We start from the raw sequence: 22,075 nt of genomic DNA on the forward strand, positions 1-22,075 counted from the left end.
AGCGCTCTACCGCAGCGTCAGCCCGCCGGCGGGCTACTTGTGGAAGTAGGGAATGATCAGGTACAGCCCGAAGAGCACCGCAAGGCCGCAGAGAGCGAAGCAGGCGTAGGAGAGCGGCCGCACCCAGCGGGGCTGCCTGGTCCGGACGTCCCCGGCGATGGCGGTGAGCCGGACGCCGAGGGCGTAGAGGACGACGACGGTGACCGCCGCGACGAAGGTGGCCCCCGCTACCAGGACGAGTTCAAGCCACTTCATTTCCGGTCACCCTTGGAGTTGTTGGCGCGGCTGACCGCGGCTGCCTTCTTTTTCGCGAAGCGGACGGCCTGGCCGGCCTCTTCGACCTCGACGGCGTTGTGGTGGCCGACCGGGTTCCTGCCGGAGGCAATAAACATGTAGACCACGGCTGCCGTGCCGGCGACCGCGGCGATCACGAATCCCACGGTGCCGGTGTGCACCAGCATTGCTGTCAGGGCCCCCACAATCCCGGCAGCCGGGAGGGTGAAGAGCCAGCCGAGCGCAATCTTCCCGGCCGTTGACCAGTGCACGGAGGTGCCGCGGCGGCCCATCCCCGAACCGATGACCGATCCCGAGGCGACATGCGTGGTGGACAGGGCGAAGCCCAATTGGGAGGACGCAAGGATAGCGGCGGCAGTGCTGGTCTCCGCGGCGAACCCCTGGGCCGGCTTGACCTCGGTGAGGCCGGAGCCCAGCGTCCGGATGATCCGCCAGCCGCCGGAATAGGTGCCGACCGCGATGGCCAGCGCGCATGCCCCGATGACCCAGAGTTGCGGACCGGAGCCAGGGGCCTGGCTGCCGGCCGAAATCAGGACCAGGGTGATGATGCCCATGGTCTTCTGCGCATCATTCGTGCCGTGTGCGAGGGCCACGAGGCTGGACGTGAAGACCTGTCCGGTCCGGAAACCGCCGCGCTTCTGCGTGAGTTTGCTGCCGGTCTCCGGGTCGTGGCGGGACGTCAACGCATAGGCGAGCCTGGTGCAGACGTAGGCCACTACAGCGGCGATGACAGGAGCGACGACGGCCGGGAGGAGAACCTTCTGGACCACCGAGACGAAGTTCACCGAGTGCAGGCCGATGCCGGCGATGGCCGCGCCGATCAGGCCGCCGAAGAGGGCGTGCGAGGAGCTGGACGGAAGGCCCTTGAGCCAGGTGATCATGTTCCAGAGAATCGCCCCCATCAGGCCGGCGAAAATAATGTCAGGGGTGATTTGAACGCCGTCGGCCCCTTCCCGGATGATGCCGCCTGAAACGGTCTTCGCCACCTCGGTGGAGAGGAAGGCGCCCACCAGGTTGAGCACTGCCGCGAGGGCGACGGCGGTTTTCGGCTTGATGGCCCCGGTTGCGATTGGCGTCGCCATCGCGTTGGCGGTGTCGTGAAATCCGTTAGTGAAGTCAAAAAACAGCGCCAGTGCTATGACGAGCGCCACCATTACGGTGATTTCCACCTGTTGCCCAATCTGCAGAGTCGACGGTCAGCAGTTTCATGCCCCGTGGCGGCCTTGTCGGCAGGGTTCACCGCCTGTTCAGCCGGAATCTCCTGTGCAATTCATCAAGGCAGTCCTGAAACCTTAAAGATCGTACGCGCCAAAGGATGCCGGGCAAAACACGGCCGGGGCTCCAGCGGCCGAACGGGCAGCCTGCGCGGACCGGCGGCACCGTTCGGCCGCTCAACCGGACGGAGCGCCCCTTCCGGCACCGGCGTCGAGCATGCCGGCAAGTTTCTCCTCCAGGGCGGCCAGCGTTGCTTCCGGCAGCACAATCAGGCCGTCAAGTTCCCGCCGTGCCCGTTTGTACGCCGTCTGCCGCTCTGCCGGGGTAGCGGCGGCGTCGGAGGCGATCCGGAGCAGCTTCCGGGCCGTAGCCAGCCGCGCGCGTTCGGGGCCGGTGAAATTGCTGTCCTTGATCCGACGTGCTTCGCGCTCGGCGACCTCGAATGCCAACTCGAAGCCGCGCACCGCGGCCCGGTACTCCCCCAGCCGGGCGGCCGTCACGATGTGTTCCGGAGCATCCGGGCGCAGCCCGTCCGCTTCGCGCTTGGCCCGCAGGAATGCCACCGTCAGCGGCTCACGCACATCGGTCATCACCGGAAAGTCGATCAGCTTTCCGATGTCCAGTTCGTAGTCCAGCCAGCGCCGGTTGACGGCCTCGTGGGCGTCCACGAGGGCCTGCACCTCGCGCCGGCTGGCCTGCTCCACCTCCGCCTGCTGGTTCTTGAGCCCGTACAGCTCCACCTTCCGGCGGTGCCGTCGTTCGCTGGCCTTGGTCCAGGAGCGGGCCCAGCTCCCCAGCAACGCGCTCATCGGAAACACCAGCCACCAGTTGTGGCTGACGAAATTGAAGAAGGGATCCACAGCAACATCCTCCCACCGGGCCCGGCCGGCGGGAAGGCCCCGCCCAGGCGGAGGCTGTCCCTTTCATCCGGATCGGGCTCAGGCCTCGTGCTTGACCTTGTGCACCCGGGTCACCAGTGTGGGGCACGGCACGTTCAACAGCACGGCATGGGCCGTCGAGCCGAGCACGAGCCGGGAGAAGCCCCCGCGCCCCCGGCTGCCGATCACCAGCAGCCTGGCATTGCGTGCGAGGTCCACGAGGGCCTTCGCCGGTTCAGTGTCAGTTTCCAAGCGTTGGTGGATCACGAGGTCCGGGTACTTGTCACCGAGGCCCGCCACCGATTCTGCCAGGACCACCCGGTTCTCCTCGATGATGCTCTCGGCGAGTCCGCTGGAGGGGAGCTGGTTCTCAATCCAGCGCGCCGGGCTCCGGAAAGCGAGCAGGACGGTCAGCTCGTCGTGGCCTCGGTCCGCTTCGGCGGCGGCGAACGCCACTGCCTGGAGCGACTCCTCCGACCCGTCCACGCCGACCACCACGCCGTGGGTTCCGGTGGCGGGCTGGCTCGGGACGACGACGACCGGGCTGTCCGAGGCGGAGACGATCTGCAGGGCGCGGTCCGTCAGCGGACCGGCATCCATCCAGTGCTTGTCGTGGCCGCCGACGACGACCAAGGCGGCTTCCGCAGATGCTTCGCGCAGGGCCGAGCCGGGGCTTCCCTGCCGCAACTGCACGTCGACTTCCACGTCGGGGGCCTGGCTTTTCGCGGCGCCTTTGGCCTTCTCCAGCAGTTCCGTTCCGGCTTGGCGGATCAGTTCGTGGTACTGGAATTCCGGGGAAATCCAGCGGTCGTCCACGGCGTGCACGCACAGGACCGGGAGTTTCTGCCGGGCGGCGCGCTGCAGCGCCCACGCCAGCGCGGCCTCGCTGCCCGCCGAATCGTTGATGCCCACCACAACTGCTTTGCTCATGTTAATCCCTGCACCGTTCCCTGGCGTCCGTAGCCTCTCCTGTACTCCCGGCAGCGCACCATCCTGTGACCGCTGCCCTGACCACCGTCGACGGCCGTTGCTGGCGGCCATTCCCGGTGGCCGCTGCTGTTTGGCATGACTCGTCGGCAGAGCCGAGGCTCTGCCGACACCTCAGTGTGCCCCGGCCCCCGGCGCCCGGTTAGGGCCTTAAGCCCCGCAACACTTCTGCACCCCCGCACCGCCCTCCCCCGGCATCTGTGCCTAGGTGCGGCGGCCCTAGCGGTAGGCTTTTTCAGGCAGTCTCATCAGGCAGGCCCAACATGGAGGCCCAACAGGAAGGCTTTCGGGCCGGGCCCAACCAGGCTCCGCCACGCAAAGCGGCAAGGACCAAGCATGAACAGGAATTCCACCCGCGGCCTTCCGGCCCCCGGACTCCCGTGGTCGGACCGTCCATGGACGAAGCACTACAGCCCGGGAGTCCCCGCCGACCTCAAACTGCCTAAAGGTTCCCTCGTGAACCTGGTGGATTCCTCCGTCCGGCGCTTCGGCGCCAAGACGGCCCTGGAGTTCTTCGGGGCCCGCACCAGCTATCGGGAACTCGGGAAGCAGATCAGCCGGGTGGCCGCCGGGCTGAAGAACCTCGGCGTGAAAGCCGGTGACCGGGTTGCCCTGGTCCTGCCGAACTGTCCGCAGCACGTGGTCGCCTTCCACGCCGTGCTGCGCCTCGGCGCCGTCGTCGTTGAACACAACCCGCTGTACACGGACCGCGAACTCCGCCAGCAATTCGAGGACCACGGTGCCGCCGTCGCGATCGTCTGGGACAAGGCGGTGGACCGGGTCCTGCAGCTGCCGGCCGACGTCGGGCTCCGAAGCGTCGTCTCGGTGGAGCTCATCCCCGCGATGCCGCTGGGCACGCGGCTCGCGCTGCGGCTGCCGCTGCCGGCTGCCCGCAGGGCGCGGGCCGCACTGGCCGCACTGGCCGCGGGCACGCCGGCTCGTCGCGGCGGACACGCTGGGCGCACGCTCCTGCCGTGGCGCGGACTCTTCGACGCCGGCGAACTAAAGAAGCGGCACCCCCGGCCTGCGCCGGAAGACCTGGCGGTGCTCCAGTACACCAGCGGCACGACCGGGGTCCCTAAGGGCGCCATGCTCACGCATGCGAACCTGCAAGCCAACGCCGCCCAAGGCCGGGCCTGGGTTCCGGGGCTCAAGGACGGACGCGAAACCGTATACGCGGTACTCCCCATGTTCCATGCCTACGGCCTGACCCTTTGCATGAACTTCGCGCTGAGCATCGGCGCCAAGCTGGTGCTCTTCCCCAAGTTCGACGTCGATTTGGTGCTGAAGGCGCATCGGAAATCCCCGGCGACGTTTCTGCCGGCGGTGCCTCCGATTTACGACCGCCTGGCCGCCGCGGCAGCCCGGCAGGGTGTCAGCCTTCAAGGGATCCGCTTCTCCATCTCCGGGGCCATGAACCTGCCGTCGTCGACCGTGGAGACCTGGGAGAAAGCGACCGGCGGCTACCTCATCGAGGGCTACGGCCTGACCGAGACATCTCCCATCTCGGTGGGCAACCCCTTCGGCGCAAGCCGCAAGCCCGGCACCGTGGGCGTGCCGTTCCCGCTGACCGACATCCGAGTGGTGGACCCGCAGAACGTCCGGATTGACCGCGCCCCGGGCGAGCCCGGAGAACTGCTGATCCGCGGGCCGCAGGTGTTCGCCGGCTATTGGAAGCGTCCGCAGGAGACGGAAGCGGCGCTCCTGGAGGGCGGCTGGTTCCGCACCGGTGACATCGTGTCAGTAGACAAGGAACACTTCGTCACGATCCGGGACAGGATCAAGGAACTGATCATCACGGGCGGCTTCAACGTTTCGCCCACCGAGGTGGAGGACGTCCTCGCTGAGTACCCTGGGGTCGCCGAGGTTTCAGTGGTCGGCCTGCCCCGGCCAGGCGGCGGCGAGGACGTCGTGGCCGCCGTCGTGCTGACCCCGGGAGACGCCGTTGACGCCGGGGCCCTCCTGGCGTTCGCCCGCGGCCACCTAGCGGCCTACAAAGTCCCCCGCCGCGTCGTCGTGCTCGACGCGCTGCCGCGCTCGTTGATCGGCAAGGTCCTGCGTCGGGAAATCCAGGACATGCTGGTGGCCGGCTGACGGGTCGCTGGGAACCCGCCAGCCGGCGGTCCCATCTGAGGCCTCCGGCATGCGGACCTCGCCGGCGGACCGCGGCGCCGCGGCGTCCAAGGTCGGACGACGGCCGCCCGCAGCCAGAAGGTGATGGTGGTCCCACAATGCTGGCTGGTTCTTGCGAAAATCTGGGAGGGACGGGTCCAGCGATTCGCCGGGATCCAGCGAATCGCTTGCGGCACTCCGGGCTAGCTGATAGTCCTGTTATGGGCGTGCAGGTAGGGTGCCCAGTGTAGGCATGCCCGGGCGTGGCGTGCCCGCCGCCGATTCCGGCGGCGTCTGCAGAAGGGAAGCCGAAGTGACTCGTAAAACTCCGCGCGTGGAGGAAACTAGCGAAAAGGACCTGCAGGTCGGCGACGGGCCGAAGCACTGGGCTGCCGGTGTGCCCGGCGTTTACCATTCCATGGTCCCGGCCGTGGAGCAGATGGGGCTCAACAGGACCCGCAAGACGGTCATGAAGATGAACCAGAAGGACGGCTTCGACTGCCCCAGCTGCGCGTGGCCGGACCCCCACCACCGGAAGGCCTTCGAATTCTGCGAAAACGGTGCCAAGGCCGTCACGTGGGAGGCGACGCCGCTGGTCATCCCGACGTCGTTCTGGGCCGAGAACTCGGTCAGCGCCCTGCGGAACCGCTCGGACTACTGGCTGGGAATGCAGGGCAGGCTGACCGAGCCGGTCTACAAGCCCGCCGGCGAAGACCACTACAAGCCGGTCAGCTGGGACGAAGCGATACGTATCATCACGGCGAAACTCAAGGGCCTGGACTCCCCGGATGAGGCCGCCTTCTACACAAGCGGCCGCACGTCGAACGAGGCCGCCTTCCTCTACCAGCTGCTGGTGCGCGGCTACGGCACCAACAACCTGCCGGACTGCTCCAACATGTGCCATGAGTCCTCGGGCTGGGCCATGGGCCAGACCATCGGCATCGGCAAGGCCACTGTCAACTTCGACGACTACGCCGACGCAGACCTCATCATCATCATGGGGCAGAACCCTGGAACCAACCATCCGCGCATGCTCACGGAGCTCGAAAACTGCAAGCACAACGGCGGCGACATCGTGGCCGTGAACCCGCTGCCCGAGGCCGGCCTGCACCGTTACAAGAACCCGCAGAAGGTCAGTGGCATCATCGGACACGGGACGCAGATCGCCGACCAGTTCCTGCACATCCGGATCGGCGGGGACATGGCCCTCCTCCAGGCCGTCTCCAAACGCGTGCTCGACGCCGAGGCGAAGAACCCGGGCACCGTGCTGGACCACGCCTTCCTCGACGAGCACTGCGAGGGACTCGAAGACCTTAAGGAACACCTGGCCCTGCTGGACGAGCAGGTGGTGCTGGAGGCGACCGGGCTTCGCACCGAGGAGATCGACGAGCTCGCCGCCCGGTATCTGAAGGCCGAGAAGGTCATCATCACCTGGGCCATGGGGATCACGCAGCAAAAAAAGGGCGTGGCCACCATCAAGGAAATGATCAACCTGCTCCTTCTGCGCGGCAACATGGGCAAGCCCGGCGCGGGAGCTTCCCCGATCCGCGGCCACAGCAACGTCCAGGGCGACCGCACCATGGGCATCTGGGAACAAATGCCGCAGTCCTTCATGGAAGCGCTCGGCGAGGAATTCGACTTCGAACCGCCACGCGACCACGGCGTAGACGCGGTCGAAACCGTCAACAAGATGCAGGACGGTGAGATCAAGGTGTTCATGGCGGTCGGCGGCAACTTCGTCGGCGCCATCTCCGACACCAACGCTGTTGAGGCCGCGATGGCCGGGACCGAAATGTCCATCCAGGTTTCCACGAAGGTCAACCGATCCCATGTAGTCACGGGCGCCGAAGCGCTGATCCTCCCCACGATGGGCCGGACCGAGATCGACATCCAGGAATCCGGTGAGCAGTTCGTCTCGGTCGAGGACACGGTCTGCGCGGTTCATCCGTCCTGGGGCAGCGTTGAACCTGTTTCGCACCATCTGCTCTCCGAACCGGCCATCCTCAGCCGGCTGGGCAAAGCCCTGGTGGGAGACAAGATCAAGGCCGACTGGGACGGCTACGAGAAGAACTACGACCTGATCCGGGACCACATCGCACGGGTCGTGGGCGGCTGCGAGGACTATAACGAGAGAATCCGCCAGGAGGGCGGCTTTATCCTCGCCAACGGACCGCGGGACTCACGCACCTTCCCGACGCCGACCGGCAAAGCAGTGCTCACTGTCAACGAACTCGAACATGTAGAGCGGCCCGCGGGCACCCTGATCCTGCAGAGCATGCGCTCTCACGACCAGTTCAATACCACCATCTATGGCCACAATGACCGCTACCGGGGCATCAAAAAGGGCCGCCACGTGGTGTTCGTGAATCCGGAGGACCTCAGCGAACTGGGCCTGTCCGACGGACTCTTCGTGGACATCCACGGCGAGTACCGGGACGGCGTCGACCGCGTGCTGCGCAAGTTCCGGGTGGTCTCCTACCCGACGGCCCGCGGCTGCGCTGCCGCCTACTACCCGGAAGCCAACGTACTGGTGCCGTTGAACCACACCGCCGACGGCAGCAACACCCCGGTCTCGAAGGCCGTCATCGTCCGGCTCAAGCCAAGCCCGGACCAGACCCCCGACGACCCGGCACGGCTGCACGCGGCCCCGGGGGTGGCGACGCAAGCCTAGGCGCCGGACCCCGGCCCTTGGACATGCCCATCCCGGGCCGCGGCCACTGGACATAATGCCAACATGCCCATCCCTGACACCCTGGGATGGGCATGTCCAGGCCGCGGAGCAATCCCCGACGAGGGCCGCTGCACAAATTCGAGAGCTACTGGGCTCGCTTGGCCCAGCCCTCCTCGTCCGGGCCGCCGGACTCGCCGTGTTCGCACAGCTCGATGACCTTGTTGGAGGCGGCATGCACGGCTTCGTGGGTGCTCTTCCGGCCGTGTGTGGATGCCGTTCCGGCGGCATAGCCCACGATGAACGCGCTGATGGCATCCGCGTGCGGCCCCACAGCCTTCAGGGACTCGTCCGCGACCTCGACGATCTTCTCGTGGTCGACCTCCAGGTCCAGGATCTGCAGGGCCTGGATCAGGCGGGCACTCCAGTGCCGCAATGCGTTGTCTTCATCTCGGGGCAAAGTCATGTGTTGCTCCTCTTCATCGGAAATGGATCACGATCGGCTGTCACTCAAGGGGTAGCACCGATTCCAGCCAATGCGCAACGCGTCCCCGGCAACTCCACCGCACTCGACGCGTCCCGGCAGCTAGCTCCACAGGGCAACGTGGAATTTCGAGCCGCGGCGTTCCAGCCCCCGCGAACCGCCGCGGGCGACCATCGCGGCCGTGGCATCGGCGGTGCTAACGAAACGTTGCAGGGTTTTTGCCATGGTCGTGGTCCTGTGCTGGTCCAATGTGCTGGCCCACCACAGGCCGGGGACCGGGGTTCCGGCGACGGGCACCCGCACCAGGGTGCCGCTGACGATGTCGTCCCGCACGATGTGCCCGAGGGCAAGCATCAGCCCCTCCCCTGCCCGCACAGCCGCCAAGGCATCGGTTTCGCTGCTGAGCCTGATAATCTCCGGTACGACGCCGAGCGACGCGAGCCAGCGGCCCTCCTCCGAACTGTCGAGGATGCCCGCCGGGCCCGCGAACCACGGCCTGCCCAGCAGCCGTTCCACCGCGAGCGGGCCGGGCAGCCTGCGCAGCGGGTCAGCCGAAGCCGCGACGAAGACGCGCTGGTAGCGCAGGAACGGGACGGATTCCAGCCCGGGCACGGACGCCGTAGTGCCGGCGGCCGCCGGCGGGTGGGCACCCAGCGCGATGTCGTAGGCGCGCTCCAGCAGGAGACCGGCCAGGTCCTCGGCGGCTTCTGCGACCACATCCACCGCAGCCCCGGGCACGCGCTTGGTGAATAGGTCCAGCAGGCGGCCGGCCGCGTGCTCGGCAAACGGCGAGGTGGCGGCGATCTTTAGCCGCCCGGCGTCGTTCTTGGAGTTGCCCACCTCCCAGCGGGCCTGGTCCGCCAGCCCGACGATGTCCTGCGCGTAGTCAGCCAGTGCCCGGCCGCCAGGAGTCAGGGTGATACCGCCAGGGGCCCGCGCAAACAACGGGTCGCCCAGGTCCTGGCGGAGCGCCGCGAGGGCGGCAGAAACGGCGGGCCCGCTGACCCCCAGGGCTGCCGCAGCTGCGTGAAGGGAGCCTAGGCGTGCCACCAGCGCGAACGTCCGCAACTGGCTCAACGTCATCGACACGGCTTCATAACCTTTCGCTTATGACGATATTGACATCCCCGTCGTGGCGGAGCAAGACTAGCCCTAATTCGGCGCCGCGCGACGTTGCCGGCGCCTCGGAGTGAGGTGCGACTATGCAGATTCCGGCTCCTTTCGACTACGTCCGGGCCACCACGGTGGACAACGCGCTGGAGCTTCTTGCGCGCCACGGCCCCGACTCCCGGATCATCGCCGGCGGGCACAGCCTGCTCCCGATGATGAAGCTCCGGCTCGCCCGACCGGAGTGGCTGATTGATATCAACGACCTCTACGAGCTTGACTACATCCTGCGCGACGGCGGCGAGTTGCGCGTCGGCGCCCTGACCCGCCACACCACGTTGCTGGAAGCGGACGAGATCGCGACGCTGTTTCCGATTGTCCGGGACGCCGAACGCGTGATCGCCGACCCGGTCGTGCGCAACCGCGGCACCATCGGGGGTTCGCTGTGCCAGGCCGATCCGGCCGAGGATCTCTCCACGGTCTGCGACGTCCTCGGGGCCGTCGCAGTTATCCGCGGCCCCGCCGGCGAGCGCACCCTGACCATGCAGGAATTCCACCGCGGCCCGTACCAGACCGCCGTCGGACAGGACGAACTTCTGTGCGAGGTCCGGCTCCCCGTCCGGCCCCATACCGGCAGCGCCTACGAGAAGGTGGAACGGCGCGTGGGCGACTGGGCCGTGGGAGCCGCGGGCGCGGCCGTGACGCTCGCGGAGGACGGCAGCATCGCCGACGCCGCCGTCGGGCTGACGGCGCTGGGCCTGGACCACACAGTCGCGGACGTCGCCGGGCTCCTTCGCGGCAAACGGCCCTCCGAGGAACTGTTCGCCGACGCCGGGCGGCTCGCCGCCGAGGCCTGCAACCCGGTCGCGGACCAGCGCGGACCGGTCGACTACAAACGGCATCTGGCCGACGAACTCACCCGGCGGGTATTGCGGAAGGCCTGTGCCCGTGCCGCCCAGACAGCCGCCCAGACACAGGAAGGCTGAAGCGCATGCAGATCAGCATGACCGTGAACGGCAACGAAGTATCCAGCGAGATTGAACCGCGTGTGCTCCTGGTCCATTACATCCGCGAGGTGCTGGGGCTCACCGGCACCCACTGGGGCTGCGACACGAGCAACTGCGGAACCTGCGTGGTCCTGATGGACGGCCAGCCGGTGAAGTCCTGCACCGTCCTCGCGGCAATGGCCGCCGGGCACGACATCCGCACCGTCGAGGGGCTCGCCGACGGGCCCACGCTGGACCCGGTCCAGCAGGGCTTCATGGAGGAGCACGGGCTGCAATGCGGCTTCTGCACCCCGGGCATGATGCTCACCGCGCGGGCTTTGCTGGACAAGAACCCGCACCCGGACGCAGGCGAGATTCGGCAGGCCATCTCCGGGCAGATCTGCCGGTGCACCGGATACGCGACGATCGTCCGCTCGGTGCAGTGGGCGGCAGCCCATCCGGCAGCCGTTGCCGGCGCCGGGCTCGACGGCTCCGCCGAGGTCCTCGACGGCACCGACACTGTGGTGCAGGACATCGCCACGGAAACTGAAGACGCAGAGGTGAAGGCATGACTGTCATCCACGAGCGGGAAAGCAACCCAGCGGCCGGCGACGCAGACCGGCCGATCGGCTACGGCCGCATCCAGCGCAAGGAAGACCCCCGCTTCGTCCGCGGGAAGGGCAACTACATCGACGACCTTGTGCTGCCCGGCATGCTGCACAGCGCAATCCTGCGTGCTCCCGTGGCGCACGCCCGGCTCGTGTCGATCGACACCACCAACGCGCTGGCCCACCCCAAGGTGCTCGCCGTCATCACCGGCAAGGACTTGGAAGGACTCAAGCTCGCCTGGGCGCCGACCCTATCCGCCGATGTGCAGGCGGTGTTGGTCACGGACAAGGTCCGCTTCCAGGGGCAGGAGGTCGCGTTCGTCGTGGCCGAGGACCGTTACGCCGCCCGGGATGCGCTGGAACTGATTGACGTCGAATACGACGTGCTGCCGCCGCTGGTGGACGCGCGAAAGGCCCTCGACGCCGACGCGCCCCTCATCCGGGACGAAATCGAGGGCCGGACGGACAACAAAATCTTCGACTGGGAGATCGGCAGCGCCGCGGAGACCGAAGCCGTTTTCGCGAGCGCCGATGTTGTCGTCAGCCAGGAGATGGTCTACCCGCGGGTGCACCCGGCCCCGATGGAGACCTGCGGCGCCGTCGCCGACTTTGACCCGGTGGACGGCAAGCTGACGCTCTACGAGACCACCCAGGCCCCGCACGCCCACCGCACACTGTTCGCGATCGTGGCCGGCATCCCGGAGCACAAGATCCGGATCGTGTCCCCGGACATCGGCGGCGGCTTCGGCAACAAGGTCGGTATCTACCCCGGCTACATCCTCGCCGTCGTCGGCTCGATCGTCACCGGCCGGCCGGTGAAGTGGGTGGAGGACCGTTCCGAAAACCTGATGTCCACCTCGTTCGCCCGCGACTACATCATGCAGGGCGAGATCGCCGCCACCAAGGACGGCAAGATCCTGGCGCTGCGCACCAATGTCCTGGCCGACCACGGCGCCTTCAACGCCACCGCCCAGCCCACCAAGAACCCCGCCGGCTTCTTCTCCATCTTCACCGGCAGCTACGACCTGCAGGCCGCCTACTGCAAGGTGACCGGCGTGTACACCAACAAGGCACCCGGCGGCGTCGCTTACGCCTGCTCCTTCCGTGTCACCGAGGCCGTCTACCTGGTGGAGCGGATGGTGGACATCCTGGCCCGGAAGCTGGAGATGGACCCAGCGGAGCTGCGGCTGAAGAACTTCATCAAGCCGGAGCAGTTCCCCTACTCCAATAAGACAGGCTGGGTCTACGACTCGGGCAACTACGAGGCGGCCATGCGGCTGTCCATGCAGCTGGCGGGCTACGAAGACCTCCGGAGCGAGCAGCAGGCCAAACGCGCCAACGGCGAGCTGATGGGCATCGGCGTGTCCTTTTTCACCGAAGTCGTCGGCGCCGGGCCGCGCAAGCACTTCGACATCGTTGGCCTGGGTATGGCCGACGGCGCCGAGCTGCGGGTGCACCCCACCGGCAAGGCCGTCGTCCGGCTGTCCGTGCAAAGCCAGGGGCAGGGCCACGAAACCACGTTCGCCCAGATCGTCGCGGAGGAGCTGGGCATACCCCCGGAGAACATCGACGTCGTCCACGGCGACACGGACCAGACACCGTTCGGCCTGGGCACTTACGGAAGCCGCTCGACGCCGGTCAGCGGCGGCGCCGTGGCGCTCGTAGCCCGCAAGGTGCGGGAGAAGGCGAAACTCATCGCCGCCGTGATGCTGGAAACCCGCCCCGAGGATCTCGACTGGGAAAAGGGCCGCTGGTTCGTGAAGGGCGACCCCAGCGCCGGAAAATCCATCGAGGAGATCGCCATGGCAGCCCACGGCACCCTGACGCTGCCGGAGGGCGTCGACGGCAACCTGGACGCGGAGGTCACCTACGACCCGCCCAACCTGACGTTCCCGTTCGGCGCCTACATCTGCGTGGTCGACGTCGACCCGGGCACCGGCCACGTAAAGGTGCGGCGCTTCGTCGCGGTGGACGACTGCGGGACCCGGATCAATCCGATGATCATCGAGGGCCAGGTCCACGGCGGCCTGACCGACGGCGTCGGAATGGCACTGATGGAGATCATCGAGTTCGACGCGGACGGCAACAACCTCGGCGGCTCCTTCATGGACTATCTGATCCCCACCGCCATGGAAGTGCCTGACTGGGAGACCGGCTTCACCGTCACGCCGTCCCCGCACCACCCCATCGGCGCGAAGGGCATCGGCGAGTCCGCCACAGTCGGCTCGCCGCCGGCGATCGTGAACGCGGTAGTCGACGCGCTGGAGCCCTTCGGAGTGGTCCACATGGACATGCCCTGCACGCCGGCCCGGGTCTGGGCCGCCATGCAGGGCCGGGCCAGGCCGCCGGTCTGAGATGACTACCGCCGCAGACTCCCTCACCGCACGGGCCGGCGAGCTCGCAGCGCGCCGCGAACCGTTCGTGCAAGCCACGGTGGTGCGCGCCCAGCATCCCACCAGCGCCCGCGCCGGAGACGCTGCCCTGGTGCTGCCCGACGGCGAGATCGACGGCTTCGTCGGCGGGAACTGCGTTGAGTCCTCGGTGCGGGAATACGGGCTGCGGGTGCTGGCCTCCGGGGAACCGCTGTTGCTGCGCGTCCTGCCCGGCGAACCATCGCACCGGGCCGAGGAGGGCGCCGTCGAAGTGTCCAACCCATGCCTGAGCGGCGGCGCGATCGAGATCTTCCTGCAGCCGTGCATCCCGGCGCCCCGGGTGGTGGTAGTGGGGGCAGCACCGGTGGCGCAGGCGCTCGCCGCGCTCGGCGCCGGCGTCGGCTTCGACGTCGAACTAGCCGACGGCGACGCGGCACAGCCGCGCCCGGACGACGCCGCCCTGATCGTGGCCTCGCACGGCAAGGCCGAGGAGGGCGCCCTGGAAGCGGCGCTGCGCGCCGGCGTGCCGTACGTGGCCCTCGTGGCGAGCGAAACCCGCGGCGCCGCCGTGCTGGATTCACTCGAGGTGGATGATGTTCTCCGCTCGCGGGTCACCACCCCGGCGGGCCTGCAGCTGGGCGCCCGGACGCCCGGAGAAATCGCCCTGTCCATTCTGGCCCAGCTGGTCCAGGAACGGGCCGCGGCGAGGGCCCACACAAACACCGGCGGCATTCCGGCGCCGTCCGCACCTCAACCGAAGACCGCGGTGGACCCCGTGTGCGAGATGTCCGTGAAGGCAGCGGCAGCGTCCCTGCAGCTCGAACACAACGGCTCCACCGTGTACTTTTGCTCCCCCGGCTGCCGTGCGGCCTTCCGCAAGGATCCGGAGCGCTATGCCCTCAGCAGCTGACTCACCCCTCCTGGCCGGCACTGCGGCCGTCATCCTCGCCGCCGGGGGCTCGCGGCGCCTGGGCCGGCCCAAACAGCTGCTCCCCTACGGTGACGGCGTTCTGCTGGACGCCGTGCTCGCGACGGCGCGGCGTTGCGGGTTCGGCCAGACCATGCTGGCGCTGGGCGGATCAGCCGAGGAGATACTCGGCGCTGTGGACACCTCGGGCTCCGTGGTGGCGCTCAACCCCGACTACGGCCATGGCTGCTCGTCCTCGATCGCCGCAGCGCTGGGTTCGCTGCGGCCGGACACCCAGGCAGTGGTCCTGCTGCTGGGCGACCAGCCGGGCGTCCGGGCGGAGAGTATTGCCCCGTTGCTGCGGACGCTATTCCGCCCTGACGGTCCCGGAGCCGCCGTGTGCCGCTACGACGACGGCGTGGGCCATCCCCTCGCGTTCAGCCGGCGGATGCTGCCGAAGCTGGCCTCGCTGCACGGGGACAAGGCCGTGTGGAAACTGCTGGAGCACCGGGCGGACGACGTCGTCGAGGTTCCCATGCCCGGCCCGGTTCCCCTCGACGTCGACACCGAGGATGACTACCGGAGGGTGCTGGCCGCCTTGCAGGAGGCCGGGTGAACACGCCGGCCCGGACGGGCGCCGAGGAAGAGGTGCAGCGGCGGATCCCCGACGTGGCCGCGCTGATGGCCGAATTGGACAAGCACGACTACCTGGCCGACACCGGGCTGGCCACTGCACTGTTCCTCGCAGTGCGGCTGCCGCAGCCCATCCTGCTGGAGGGAGAAGCCGGGGTAGGCAAGACGGAAGCCGCAAAGACCCTGGCACTGCTCCTTGACACTCCGCTGTACCGGATCCAGTGCTACGAGGGGATCGACGCGGGCGAAGCGCTCTACGAGTGGAACCACCAACGCCAACTGCTGGGTATCCGGCTGGCCGAGGTGCGTGATGCGCAGGTCAGCGAAGCCGAGTTGTTCGGACCCCAGTACCTGCTGCGCCGGCCGCTGCTGCAGGCCATTGAGCATCCGGGGCCCCGTCCGGCTGTGCTGCTCCTGGACGAGATCGACCGCGCCGACGCCGAGTTCGAGGCGTTCACCTTTGAGTTGCTGGCGGAAGCTTCGGTCACCATTCCGGAGCTTGGTACCATCCGCGCCACGCATCCTCCCATCGTTGTCCTGACCTCCAACCGCACCCGGGACCTCCACGACGCGCTGACCCGCCGCTGCCTCTACCACTGGATCGAATATCCCGGGCCGGCCCGGATCGCCGAGATCGTGCGGCGCCGGGTACCGGCCAGCAGCGGCCCGCTGGCGTTGCAGGCCGCCGACATGATCACCCGGTTGCGGAGCCTGGACCTGGCCAAACCGCCAGGGATTTCGGAGGCTATCGACTGGGTCTCGGCGCTCGCGGTGCTGGGCATCGAACGGATCGACGCCGCAACGGCCGAACAGACCTGGGGATCGATCGTGAAAAACCGTGACGACCTGGAGCTGGTCTGGTCCCGCGGGGCCGCCTGGATGGTGGGTGGGACCGGTGGCTGAGTCGCCCCGGCCGCCCTCACCGCCCATCGTCGAGGCGGCCCCCTTCGCCGCCGCCTTCATCACGGCTCTGCGCGGCGCCGGCCTCCCATGCTCCCCGGATCGGGCTGCCCGGCTGGCCGAGGCGCTCCGGTTGCACCCGCCGACGCAGCTGGAGCGGCTCTACTGGACCCTGCGCGTGGTGCTGGTCGCCAGCCGTGAGCAGCTGCCGGTGTTCGACGCCGTGTTCGGCGCCGTGTTCCGGGGCGCCTCCGATCCCGCCGCAGCGCAGGACGGCCGCCCGGGCGCCCTGGTTCCCGCCCCGCCGGCACCGCCGCCCGCCGACGGCGCGCACCCACGGCCCGCCGCGGACACCGGCCGCCCGACCGAGCCGGGACGTCCTGACAAACCGCCGCACCCTGCAGTATCAGGGGGCCAGGACGATGCCCGGGACGGCCCCGGGCGTGAGGCAGTCCTCGCGATGGCGTCCAGCAGGGAACACCTGCACGGGATGAATTTTTCCGCGCTCTCCGAGGCGGAAGCCGCCGAGATCCGGCGTCTGGCGGCCCGGATCCTGCTCGCCACGCCGGTGCGCCTAAGCCGACGGACGCGCAAGTCCCCGCACGCGAGTGCGCGGCTGGACCTCAGGGCCACGGTCCGTTCCGCCCGCCGCTCCGGCGCTGACGCCACCAAACTCCGCTACGCGCAGCGCCAAGAGCAACGCCGCAAGCTGGTGCTGTTGTGCGATGTCTCCGGCTCGATGGACCCGTATTCCCGGATCTTCCTGGCGCTGCTGCAGGGCGCCGTGGCCACCGCCGGCGCCGAGGCCTTCGTGTTCTCCACCCGGCTGACGCGACTGACCCGGCAGCTGGCTCAGCGCAATCCGGACCTGGCCCTTGCCCGCGCCGCCGCCACCGCTCCGGATTGGGCCAGCGGGACCAGGATCGCCGAGAACCTCCGGCATTTCGTGGACGAACACGGCCGCCGTGGACTGGCCCGGGGTGCCGTGGTGGTGGTCTTCTCCGACGGTTGGGCGCAGGAGGATCCGGAACAGGTCGCGGCCCAGATGGCACGGCTGCGCAGGCTCGCGCACCGGGTGGTCTGGGTGAATCCGCGCAAGGCCGCGCCAGGCTATCAGCCGCTGGCCGGCGGCATCGCCGCTGCCCTGCCCTACTGCGACGCCTTCGTCAGCGGTCACAGCTATACAGCGTTGGCGGAGGTGGCCGCCGCCATTCGCGAGGAAAACCCGAACGCACCCGGAGCGCCCACCGTCCGGCAACAAGGGACAGCGCGACAAAGGATCAGCAGACAAGAGATCGGCAGACAAGGGAGCAACGAATGCAGGTAGAGAGCACTTTTTCGGTGGTCGCCCCGATCGGCAAGGTCTGGGACACCCTGATGGACTTTGAACGGGTGGCCGGCTGCCTTCCGGGCGCACGCATCCTGAACAAACTTTCCGACGACGCATACCAGGTGGGGATGTCCGTCAAACTGGGTCCGGTGAACATGCAATACAAGGGCCTGCTCAACGTCCTGGAGCGCGACGCCGCCGCGCACCGGGCCGTGCTGGGCGGCAAGGCGCAGGAAACCCGCGGCCAGGGCACCGCGGAAGCCACGGTAACGCTGGCCCTTACCGAGGAAGGGGCCACGACAAGGGGAACTGTCAATGCCGACCTGGCACTGTCCGGCAAGGCCGCCGCAATGGGCAAGAGCGTGATCGGCAGTGTCACCGAGCAGATGATGTCGCTCTTCGCGGCCAATCTGCAGTCCATGCTGGCCGAACCCGAGGCGCCGTCCGGGACCGCCGCCGGCAACACCGTCCCGACCGGGGCCCCTTCACCCCAGGACGAATCGCCAACTGCGGAAACAGGAGAAGGAAAGGCGGCGATGGCGACCGCAGGGCACGCCCCGGCGTCACCCGCGAGCGCACCGGCCACGGAACCGTCTGGCAGCGGCACCGTATCAGCACCAGCAGGCCGCGGCGCGCAGCCGGCGGGGAGCAGCCTGGATGCGTTCAGCCTGGCCAAGGGCATCGCCGTCGATCAGCTTTCCAGCCCCGGCAAGGTCATCGGCCTGCTAGCTGCTGTGGCCTGCCTCGCCTACTGGGCTGGCCGGCGGTCCGCCTTCCGGATGCTTCGGCTCTGCGGAAGGCTCTAGGGAGGACCCGTGCGGGACGTCCTGGCGGCCATCATGCCGGGCTGGCGGCAAGGCAGCACCGCCGGCCTGGCCACCGTCGTGAACACGTTCAGATCCGCCCCCCGGCTGCCGGGCGCGTCGATGCTCGTCACAGCCGGTGGCGAGGCCGTGGGCTCGGTTTCCGGCGGCTGCGTCGAGGGCGCCGTCTACGAACTGGCCACCCAGGTCAAGGCCGACGGCGCTCCAGTGCTGGTGCGGTACGGGATCAGCGACGACGACGCGTTCGCCGTCGGCCTCACCTGTGGCGGCATCATCGACATCTTCGTCGAGCCCATCTCCCGGCAGCGCTTCGCGGAGCTCGACGCCGTCAGCCAGGACATTGCCGACGAAAAGCGGGTGGGGGTCGCCACCGTAATCGAGCACCCGGACAACAGCTGGCTGGGGCGGCACCTGGCGGTGCGCCCGGACCGCTTCGAGGGCAACCTGGGGTCCGAGCGGGCCAACTTCGCCGTCGGCGACGACAGCCAGGGCTATTTGGCCGCCGGCCGCACCGGCATCCTGAGCTACGGCCCGAACGGGGAACGGCTGGACAGCGGGATGCGGGTCTTTTTCACCAGTTACGCCCCGGCGCCGCGGATGCTCGTCTTCGGCGCCATCGACTTCGCCTCGGCGCTGGCACGGCTCGGCAGCTTCCTGGGCTACCGGGTGACGGTTTGCGACGCCCGGGCCGTTTTTGCCACGCCGGCGAGGTTCCCCGAAGCCGCCGAAGTGGTCAACGAATGGCCGCACCGCTATCTTGCCGCGCAGCAGGAGCACGGGCTGGTGGATGAACGGACCGTGATCTGCGTCCTCACGCACGACCCCAAGTTCGACATACCGCTGCTGACGGTCGCCCTGCGCGGCAGCCCCATGGCGTTTGTCGGGGCGATGGGCTCGCGACGTACCCACGAAGACCGGATCAGGCGGCTGCGCGAGGAAGGGCTGGACGCGGCCGCGCTGTCCCGGCTGCACAGCCCCGTGGGCCTGGACCTCGGCGCCCGCACCCCGGAGGAGACGGCGGTGTCCATTGCCGCGGAGATCATCGCCAAGCAGTGGAACGGCAGCGGCGAACCCCTGCGGCAGCTGGACGAACGGATCCACCACGACGAAACCTTGTGACATGGAACCAAGGATCGGAAACGAAGCTTTCCGCTGGTCCGTTTCGGCAGTGCTGCTTGCCGCCACACTCGCCGCCGTCGTCCCGGCTGTGCGGCCGTCCCCGTAGTCCCTGCCCGTGTCGCGGATCGACCGTGGCCTGCAGGCACTGATGCTGCACCCCTTGGGGGCGGTTACCGTCCTACTACCGTTGGTGATCTTCGTACTGGCGGCGTGGTGGTTCGTCCTCCGGGCCTCGTCGAGGCGCCAGGCTTCGGTGCCCGTGGACCGCCTCCGGACCGGGGGCACCGGCCGCGGAGCAATGCTGTACCGCGCACTGATGATGGCCGCCACGGCATACATGCTGTTGGCCGTGGCAACCACCGGCGCACATCCGGCCGTTGCCAGCGCGGAAGCCGGCCCCGCCGTCTTCGTCGCCCCGCATCACGGGCCAGTGCCCCGGTGACGGTCCTGCTGCCGGGCCCGGGCGCCGCCGGAGCGGAGATGTTGCCCTCACTGCTGGGGGTGGTCTTCGGGCTCGCCGCGGTCCTGTGGGGCGTGCGGCTGATCCGGCAGTTGGGCTGCCGCGGGCTGCGCGCCGGCGGCGACGCGTTCCTGGAACTCGTCGGCGCGGCCGTGATGGCCGTGATGTTCGCGTCCCTGGCCGCATCACGGTTTTACAGCCTGACCACGGGGGCTTGAACTCGACGGCCGGGATGGACGTCGGCTCGACCGCCCCGGCGGACGCCGGGCGTAAGATCGTGCCATGGCGAGATTTTTCGATGTACACCCTGAGGACCCCCAGCCGCGCTCCATCACACAAGCGGTGGAGTTGTTGAAGTCCGGCGGTCTTATCGCGTACCCGACCGACTCCTGCTATGCCCTCGGCGCCCAACTGGGAAACCGGGACGCCCTGGACAGGATCCGCAGCATCCGGCACCTGAGCGACAAACACCACTTCACGCTGGTCTGCAAGGACTTCGCGCAACTCGGCCAGTTCGTGCAGATCGACAACGACGTGTTCCGCAGCATCAAGGCCGTGACTCCGGGCAGCTACACCTTCATCCTCCCGGCCACCAAGGAGGTACCGCGGCGGCTCCTGCACCCCAAGAAGAAGACCGTCGGCGTCCGGATTCCGGACCACAAGGTGGTCCAGTCACTCCTGGCCGAACTTGGCGAGCCGCTGCTCTCCAGCACCCTGCTGCTGCCGGACGAGGAGGAGCCGCTGACCCAGGGCTGGGAAATCAAGGAACGGCTGGACCACGTGGTGGACGCCGTGATCGATTCCGGCGACTGCGGAGCGGAGCCGACGACGGTAATCGATTTCTCCAGCGGCGTCGCCGAGGTGGTCCGGCACGGGATGGGCGACCCGTCCCGGTTCGAGTAGGGCACGCTCCAGTCCTAGACCCCGTAGGGCAGGATCCGAGCCTTGCGTGCCATGCTGGGGATACTCCCGAACAACAGGGTCGCCAGCCGCAACCACGTCGGGAATAGCTCCACGTCCTTGAACCCGGGATAGCCACTGCGTTGACTGGAGACAGCTTCCCGTCCAGACGGCCGGTCATCCAAATCTTCTTCTCGGCCACAGCGAATGCTCCTCCCAGATCCCTGCAGGTAGGCGCTTCGTTCCCGCTCCACGAGCTGCGGCTCATCCGTTCTCGTTGCGGCGCGAATGGCCCAGACGATTCTTGAGGCTGCGAAATGGTTGCTTAGTGTCTCTGATGGGCGCCGAGGAGCCGTTACGATAAAGGAACGCAAGTTTTCGGCCTGCCGGCGTATGGAAAGCGTTAAGGTCCATGCCGGTGAGGGGCCGCCGGTGGTGTCATTAACCCAGAGGACGCCGCAGCCACCGCGGCCGCGGCCCGGTCCCGGGCAGGAGCCAAAAAGATGGACGCCACGTCCCGCATATCGAACGTATCCGGTCATCCCTCCGGCGCCGGTGCCGCGCGGGATTTCGTCGCCGTCGATGACAGCGGAGAGTTTTCGTATCACCGGTCCGAACTGGATCTGATGACAGCGTTCGAGTACGTCGCCGAAGCCGCGTGCATCTTCGACCGCAGCGGCAACGCCTATCGCCTCATGCTGGACCCGAACCGGCATCTGGTTCTTGGACCCCCGCTCGGCCCGGTGGAATTCCATTGGCTTCGCCAGACGTGGTTGGATGCGCAAAACGCGCACCCCGAAAGCCACCGCCTCCGGCGCTACTTCCCGCTCACCGCTAACGAGGTGGTGTCGGATCTGTTCGAATCCCTCTCCTTGGAACACGGGCCAGAGCCGGCCGGTGGTTCTTGGTCTCTGGAAATCAACAACATTGCATCGCACCCACCCAATTTGGAGGCCATCGACCGCCGGCTCGCCCACCAGCACCGGTTGGAGGAAGCCCAGGTGACGGATCCCTTCGGACACATCTACCGGCCCGTGTTACACCACAAACACCGGCATCTGCCGGCACCCGCCGGGGTCATCCTCTACCTCGAAATCCCCGCCCGGACGAAACTCCCTGCGAGTCTTCCGCTTTCGCCGAAAACCGCATCATAATCGCCTCCGGGCCGCTCCGGTCCAGGCCTGGCAGGGCCATGGCGGCCCGGCGTTAAGGTTCCGTCAAGATAGCCGCATGCCGGGAGCGGCGCCAGGAACCGGTGTTATGGTCGGCAGTGTTACCGTCGGCGGCGAAT

The 22,075-nt window shown here is 68.1% G+C and carries 21 protein-coding genes; 15 read left to right on the forward strand and 6 right to left on the reverse strand.

The genetic code is table 11. The annotated features are described in order from the left end of the window. Positions 1 to 33: 33 nt before the first annotated feature. The 4 genes from ABIB14_RS14640 to ABIB14_RS14655 all read right to left on the reverse strand — a co-directional run bounded on the left by ABIB14_RS14640 (position 34) and on the right by ABIB14_RS14655 (position 3,317). The gene (locus tag ABIB14_RS14640) at positions 34 to 255 is read right to left on the reverse strand and encodes a hypothetical protein (RefSeq protein WP_354236644.1); all 222 of its coding nucleotides are present in this window, start codon (positions 253 to 255) and stop codon (positions 34 to 36) included. Continuing rightward, a complete protein-coding gene (locus ABIB14_RS14645) occupies positions 252 to 1,463 on the reverse strand; it encodes an inorganic phosphate transporter (RefSeq protein WP_354236645.1) in 1,212 nt (403 codons plus the stop codon). Before ABIB14_RS14645 ends, ABIB14_RS14640 begins: the two co-directional genes overlap by 4 nt. Positions 1,464 to 1,685: 222 nt before the next feature. Continuing rightward, complete coding sequence (locus ABIB14_RS14650; protein WP_354236646.1) at positions 1,686 to 2,369, reverse strand: hypothetical protein; 684 nt, start codon at positions 2,367 to 2,369, stop codon at positions 1,686 to 1,688. 78 nt (positions 2,370 to 2,447) lie between these two features. Next, positions 2,448 to 3,317 carry a universal stress protein gene (locus ABIB14_RS14655; RefSeq protein ID WP_354236647.1) on the reverse strand — a complete coding sequence of 290 codons (870 nt, stop codon included), beginning with the start codon at positions 3,315 to 3,317 and terminating at the stop codon, positions 2,448 to 2,450. A 393-nt stretch (positions 3,318 to 3,710) separates the two neighbouring features. Between ABIB14_RS14655 and ABIB14_RS14660 the strand changes: the two genes are divergently transcribed. Together ABIB14_RS14660 and ABIB14_RS14665 are read left to right on the forward strand one after the other, a co-directional pair. After that, positions 3,711 to 5,468 (forward strand): long-chain-fatty-acid--CoA ligase, encoded by a 1,758-nt coding sequence (locus tag ABIB14_RS14660; RefSeq protein WP_354236648.1) that lies wholly within the window; start codon positions 3,711 to 3,713, stop codon positions 5,466 to 5,468. Between the two features lie 331 nt (positions 5,469 to 5,799). Then, positions 5,800 to 8,157 (forward strand): FdhF/YdeP family oxidoreductase, encoded by a 2,358-nt coding sequence (locus ABIB14_RS14665; protein ID WP_354236649.1) that lies wholly within the window; start codon positions 5,800 to 5,802, stop codon positions 8,155 to 8,157. Positions 8,158 to 8,302: 145 nt separating this feature from the next. Here ABIB14_RS14665 and ABIB14_RS14670 read toward each other — a convergent pair whose 3' ends face one another. Both ABIB14_RS14670 and ABIB14_RS14675 read right to left on the reverse strand, forming a co-directional pair. Next, positions 8,303 to 8,620, reverse strand: a complete 318-nt coding sequence (locus ABIB14_RS14670) for a DUF6457 domain-containing protein (protein ID WP_354236650.1) — start codon at positions 8,618 to 8,620, stop codon at positions 8,303 to 8,305. Positions 8,621 to 8,740: 120 nt separating this feature from the next. After that, positions 8,741 to 9,721: a LysR family transcriptional regulator gene (locus ABIB14_RS14675; protein WP_354236692.1), complete on the reverse strand. Its 981-nt coding sequence runs from the start codon at positions 9,719 to 9,721 to the stop codon at positions 8,741 to 8,743. 119 nt (positions 9,722 to 9,840) lie between these two features. Between ABIB14_RS14675 and ABIB14_RS14680 the strand changes: the two genes are divergently transcribed. From ABIB14_RS14680 to ABIB14_RS14740, 13 genes are all read left to right on the forward strand, one after another. Then, entirely contained in the window at positions 9,841 to 10,731 is an 891-nt protein-coding gene (locus ABIB14_RS14680; RefSeq protein ID WP_354236651.1) for an FAD binding domain-containing protein, read from the forward strand. Positions 10,732 to 10,736: 5 nt separating this feature from the next. Continuing rightward, positions 10,737 to 11,303: a (2Fe-2S)-binding protein gene (locus ABIB14_RS14685; protein ID WP_354236652.1), complete on the forward strand. Its 567-nt coding sequence runs from the start codon at positions 10,737 to 10,739 to the stop codon at positions 11,301 to 11,303. Next, entirely contained in the window at positions 11,300 to 13,693 is a 2,394-nt protein-coding gene (locus ABIB14_RS14690; protein WP_354236653.1) for an aerobic carbon-monoxide dehydrogenase large subunit, read from the forward strand. The genes ABIB14_RS14685 and ABIB14_RS14690 overlap by 4 nt, the downstream gene beginning before the upstream one ends. Before the next feature lies 1 nt (position 13,694). Continuing rightward, a complete protein-coding gene (locus ABIB14_RS14695; protein ID WP_354236654.1) occupies positions 13,695 to 14,621 on the forward strand; it encodes an XdhC family protein in 927 nt (308 codons plus the stop codon). After that, entirely contained in the window at positions 14,605 to 15,234 is a 630-nt protein-coding gene (locus ABIB14_RS14700) for a nucleotidyltransferase family protein (RefSeq protein ID WP_354236655.1), read from the forward strand. Before ABIB14_RS14695 ends, ABIB14_RS14700 begins: the two co-directional genes overlap by 17 nt. After that, positions 15,231 to 16,154: an AAA family ATPase gene (locus tag ABIB14_RS14705; RefSeq protein WP_354236656.1), complete on the forward strand. Its 924-nt coding sequence runs from the start codon at positions 15,231 to 15,233 to the stop codon at positions 16,152 to 16,154. The genes ABIB14_RS14700 and ABIB14_RS14705 overlap by 4 nt, the downstream gene beginning before the upstream one ends. Beyond that, positions 16,147 to 17,478 (forward strand): vWA domain-containing protein, encoded by a 1,332-nt coding sequence (locus ABIB14_RS14710; protein ID WP_354236657.1) that lies wholly within the window; start codon positions 16,147 to 16,149, stop codon positions 17,476 to 17,478. Before ABIB14_RS14705 ends, ABIB14_RS14710 begins: the two co-directional genes overlap by 8 nt. Further along, entirely contained in the window at positions 17,469 to 18,287 is an 819-nt protein-coding gene (locus ABIB14_RS14715) for an SRPBCC family protein (protein ID WP_354236658.1), read from the forward strand. Before ABIB14_RS14710 ends, ABIB14_RS14715 begins: the two co-directional genes overlap by 10 nt. A gap of 9 nt (positions 18,288 to 18,296) precedes the next feature. Next, a complete protein-coding gene (locus ABIB14_RS14720) occupies positions 18,297 to 19,424 on the forward strand; it encodes an XdhC family protein (protein ID WP_354236659.1) in 1,128 nt (375 codons plus the stop codon). Between the two features lie 115 nt (positions 19,425 to 19,539). Further along, positions 19,540 to 19,866 carry a DUF5134 domain-containing protein gene (locus ABIB14_RS14725; protein ID WP_354236660.1) on the forward strand — a complete coding sequence of 109 codons (327 nt, stop codon included), beginning with the start codon at positions 19,540 to 19,542 and terminating at the stop codon, positions 19,864 to 19,866. Further along, entirely contained in the window at positions 19,863 to 20,102 is a 240-nt protein-coding gene (locus tag ABIB14_RS14730; protein ID WP_354236661.1) for a hypothetical protein, read from the forward strand. Before ABIB14_RS14725 ends, ABIB14_RS14730 begins: the two co-directional genes overlap by 4 nt. A gap of 64 nt (positions 20,103 to 20,166) precedes the next feature. Beyond that, positions 20,167 to 20,787: an L-threonylcarbamoyladenylate synthase gene (locus tag ABIB14_RS14735; protein WP_354236662.1), complete on the forward strand. Its 621-nt coding sequence runs from the start codon at positions 20,167 to 20,169 to the stop codon at positions 20,785 to 20,787. Between the two features lie 500 nt (positions 20,788 to 21,287). Further along, entirely contained in the window at positions 21,288 to 21,938 is a 651-nt protein-coding gene (locus ABIB14_RS14740) for a hypothetical protein (protein ID WP_354236663.1), read from the forward strand. The last annotated feature ends 137 nt before the right edge of the window (positions 21,939 to 22,075 follow it).

This window comes from Arthrobacter sp. UYEF3 (assembly GCF_040546245.1).
In the GTDB taxonomy this organism is placed as follows: domain Bacteria; phylum Actinomycetota; class Actinomycetes; order Actinomycetales; family Micrococcaceae; genus Arthrobacter.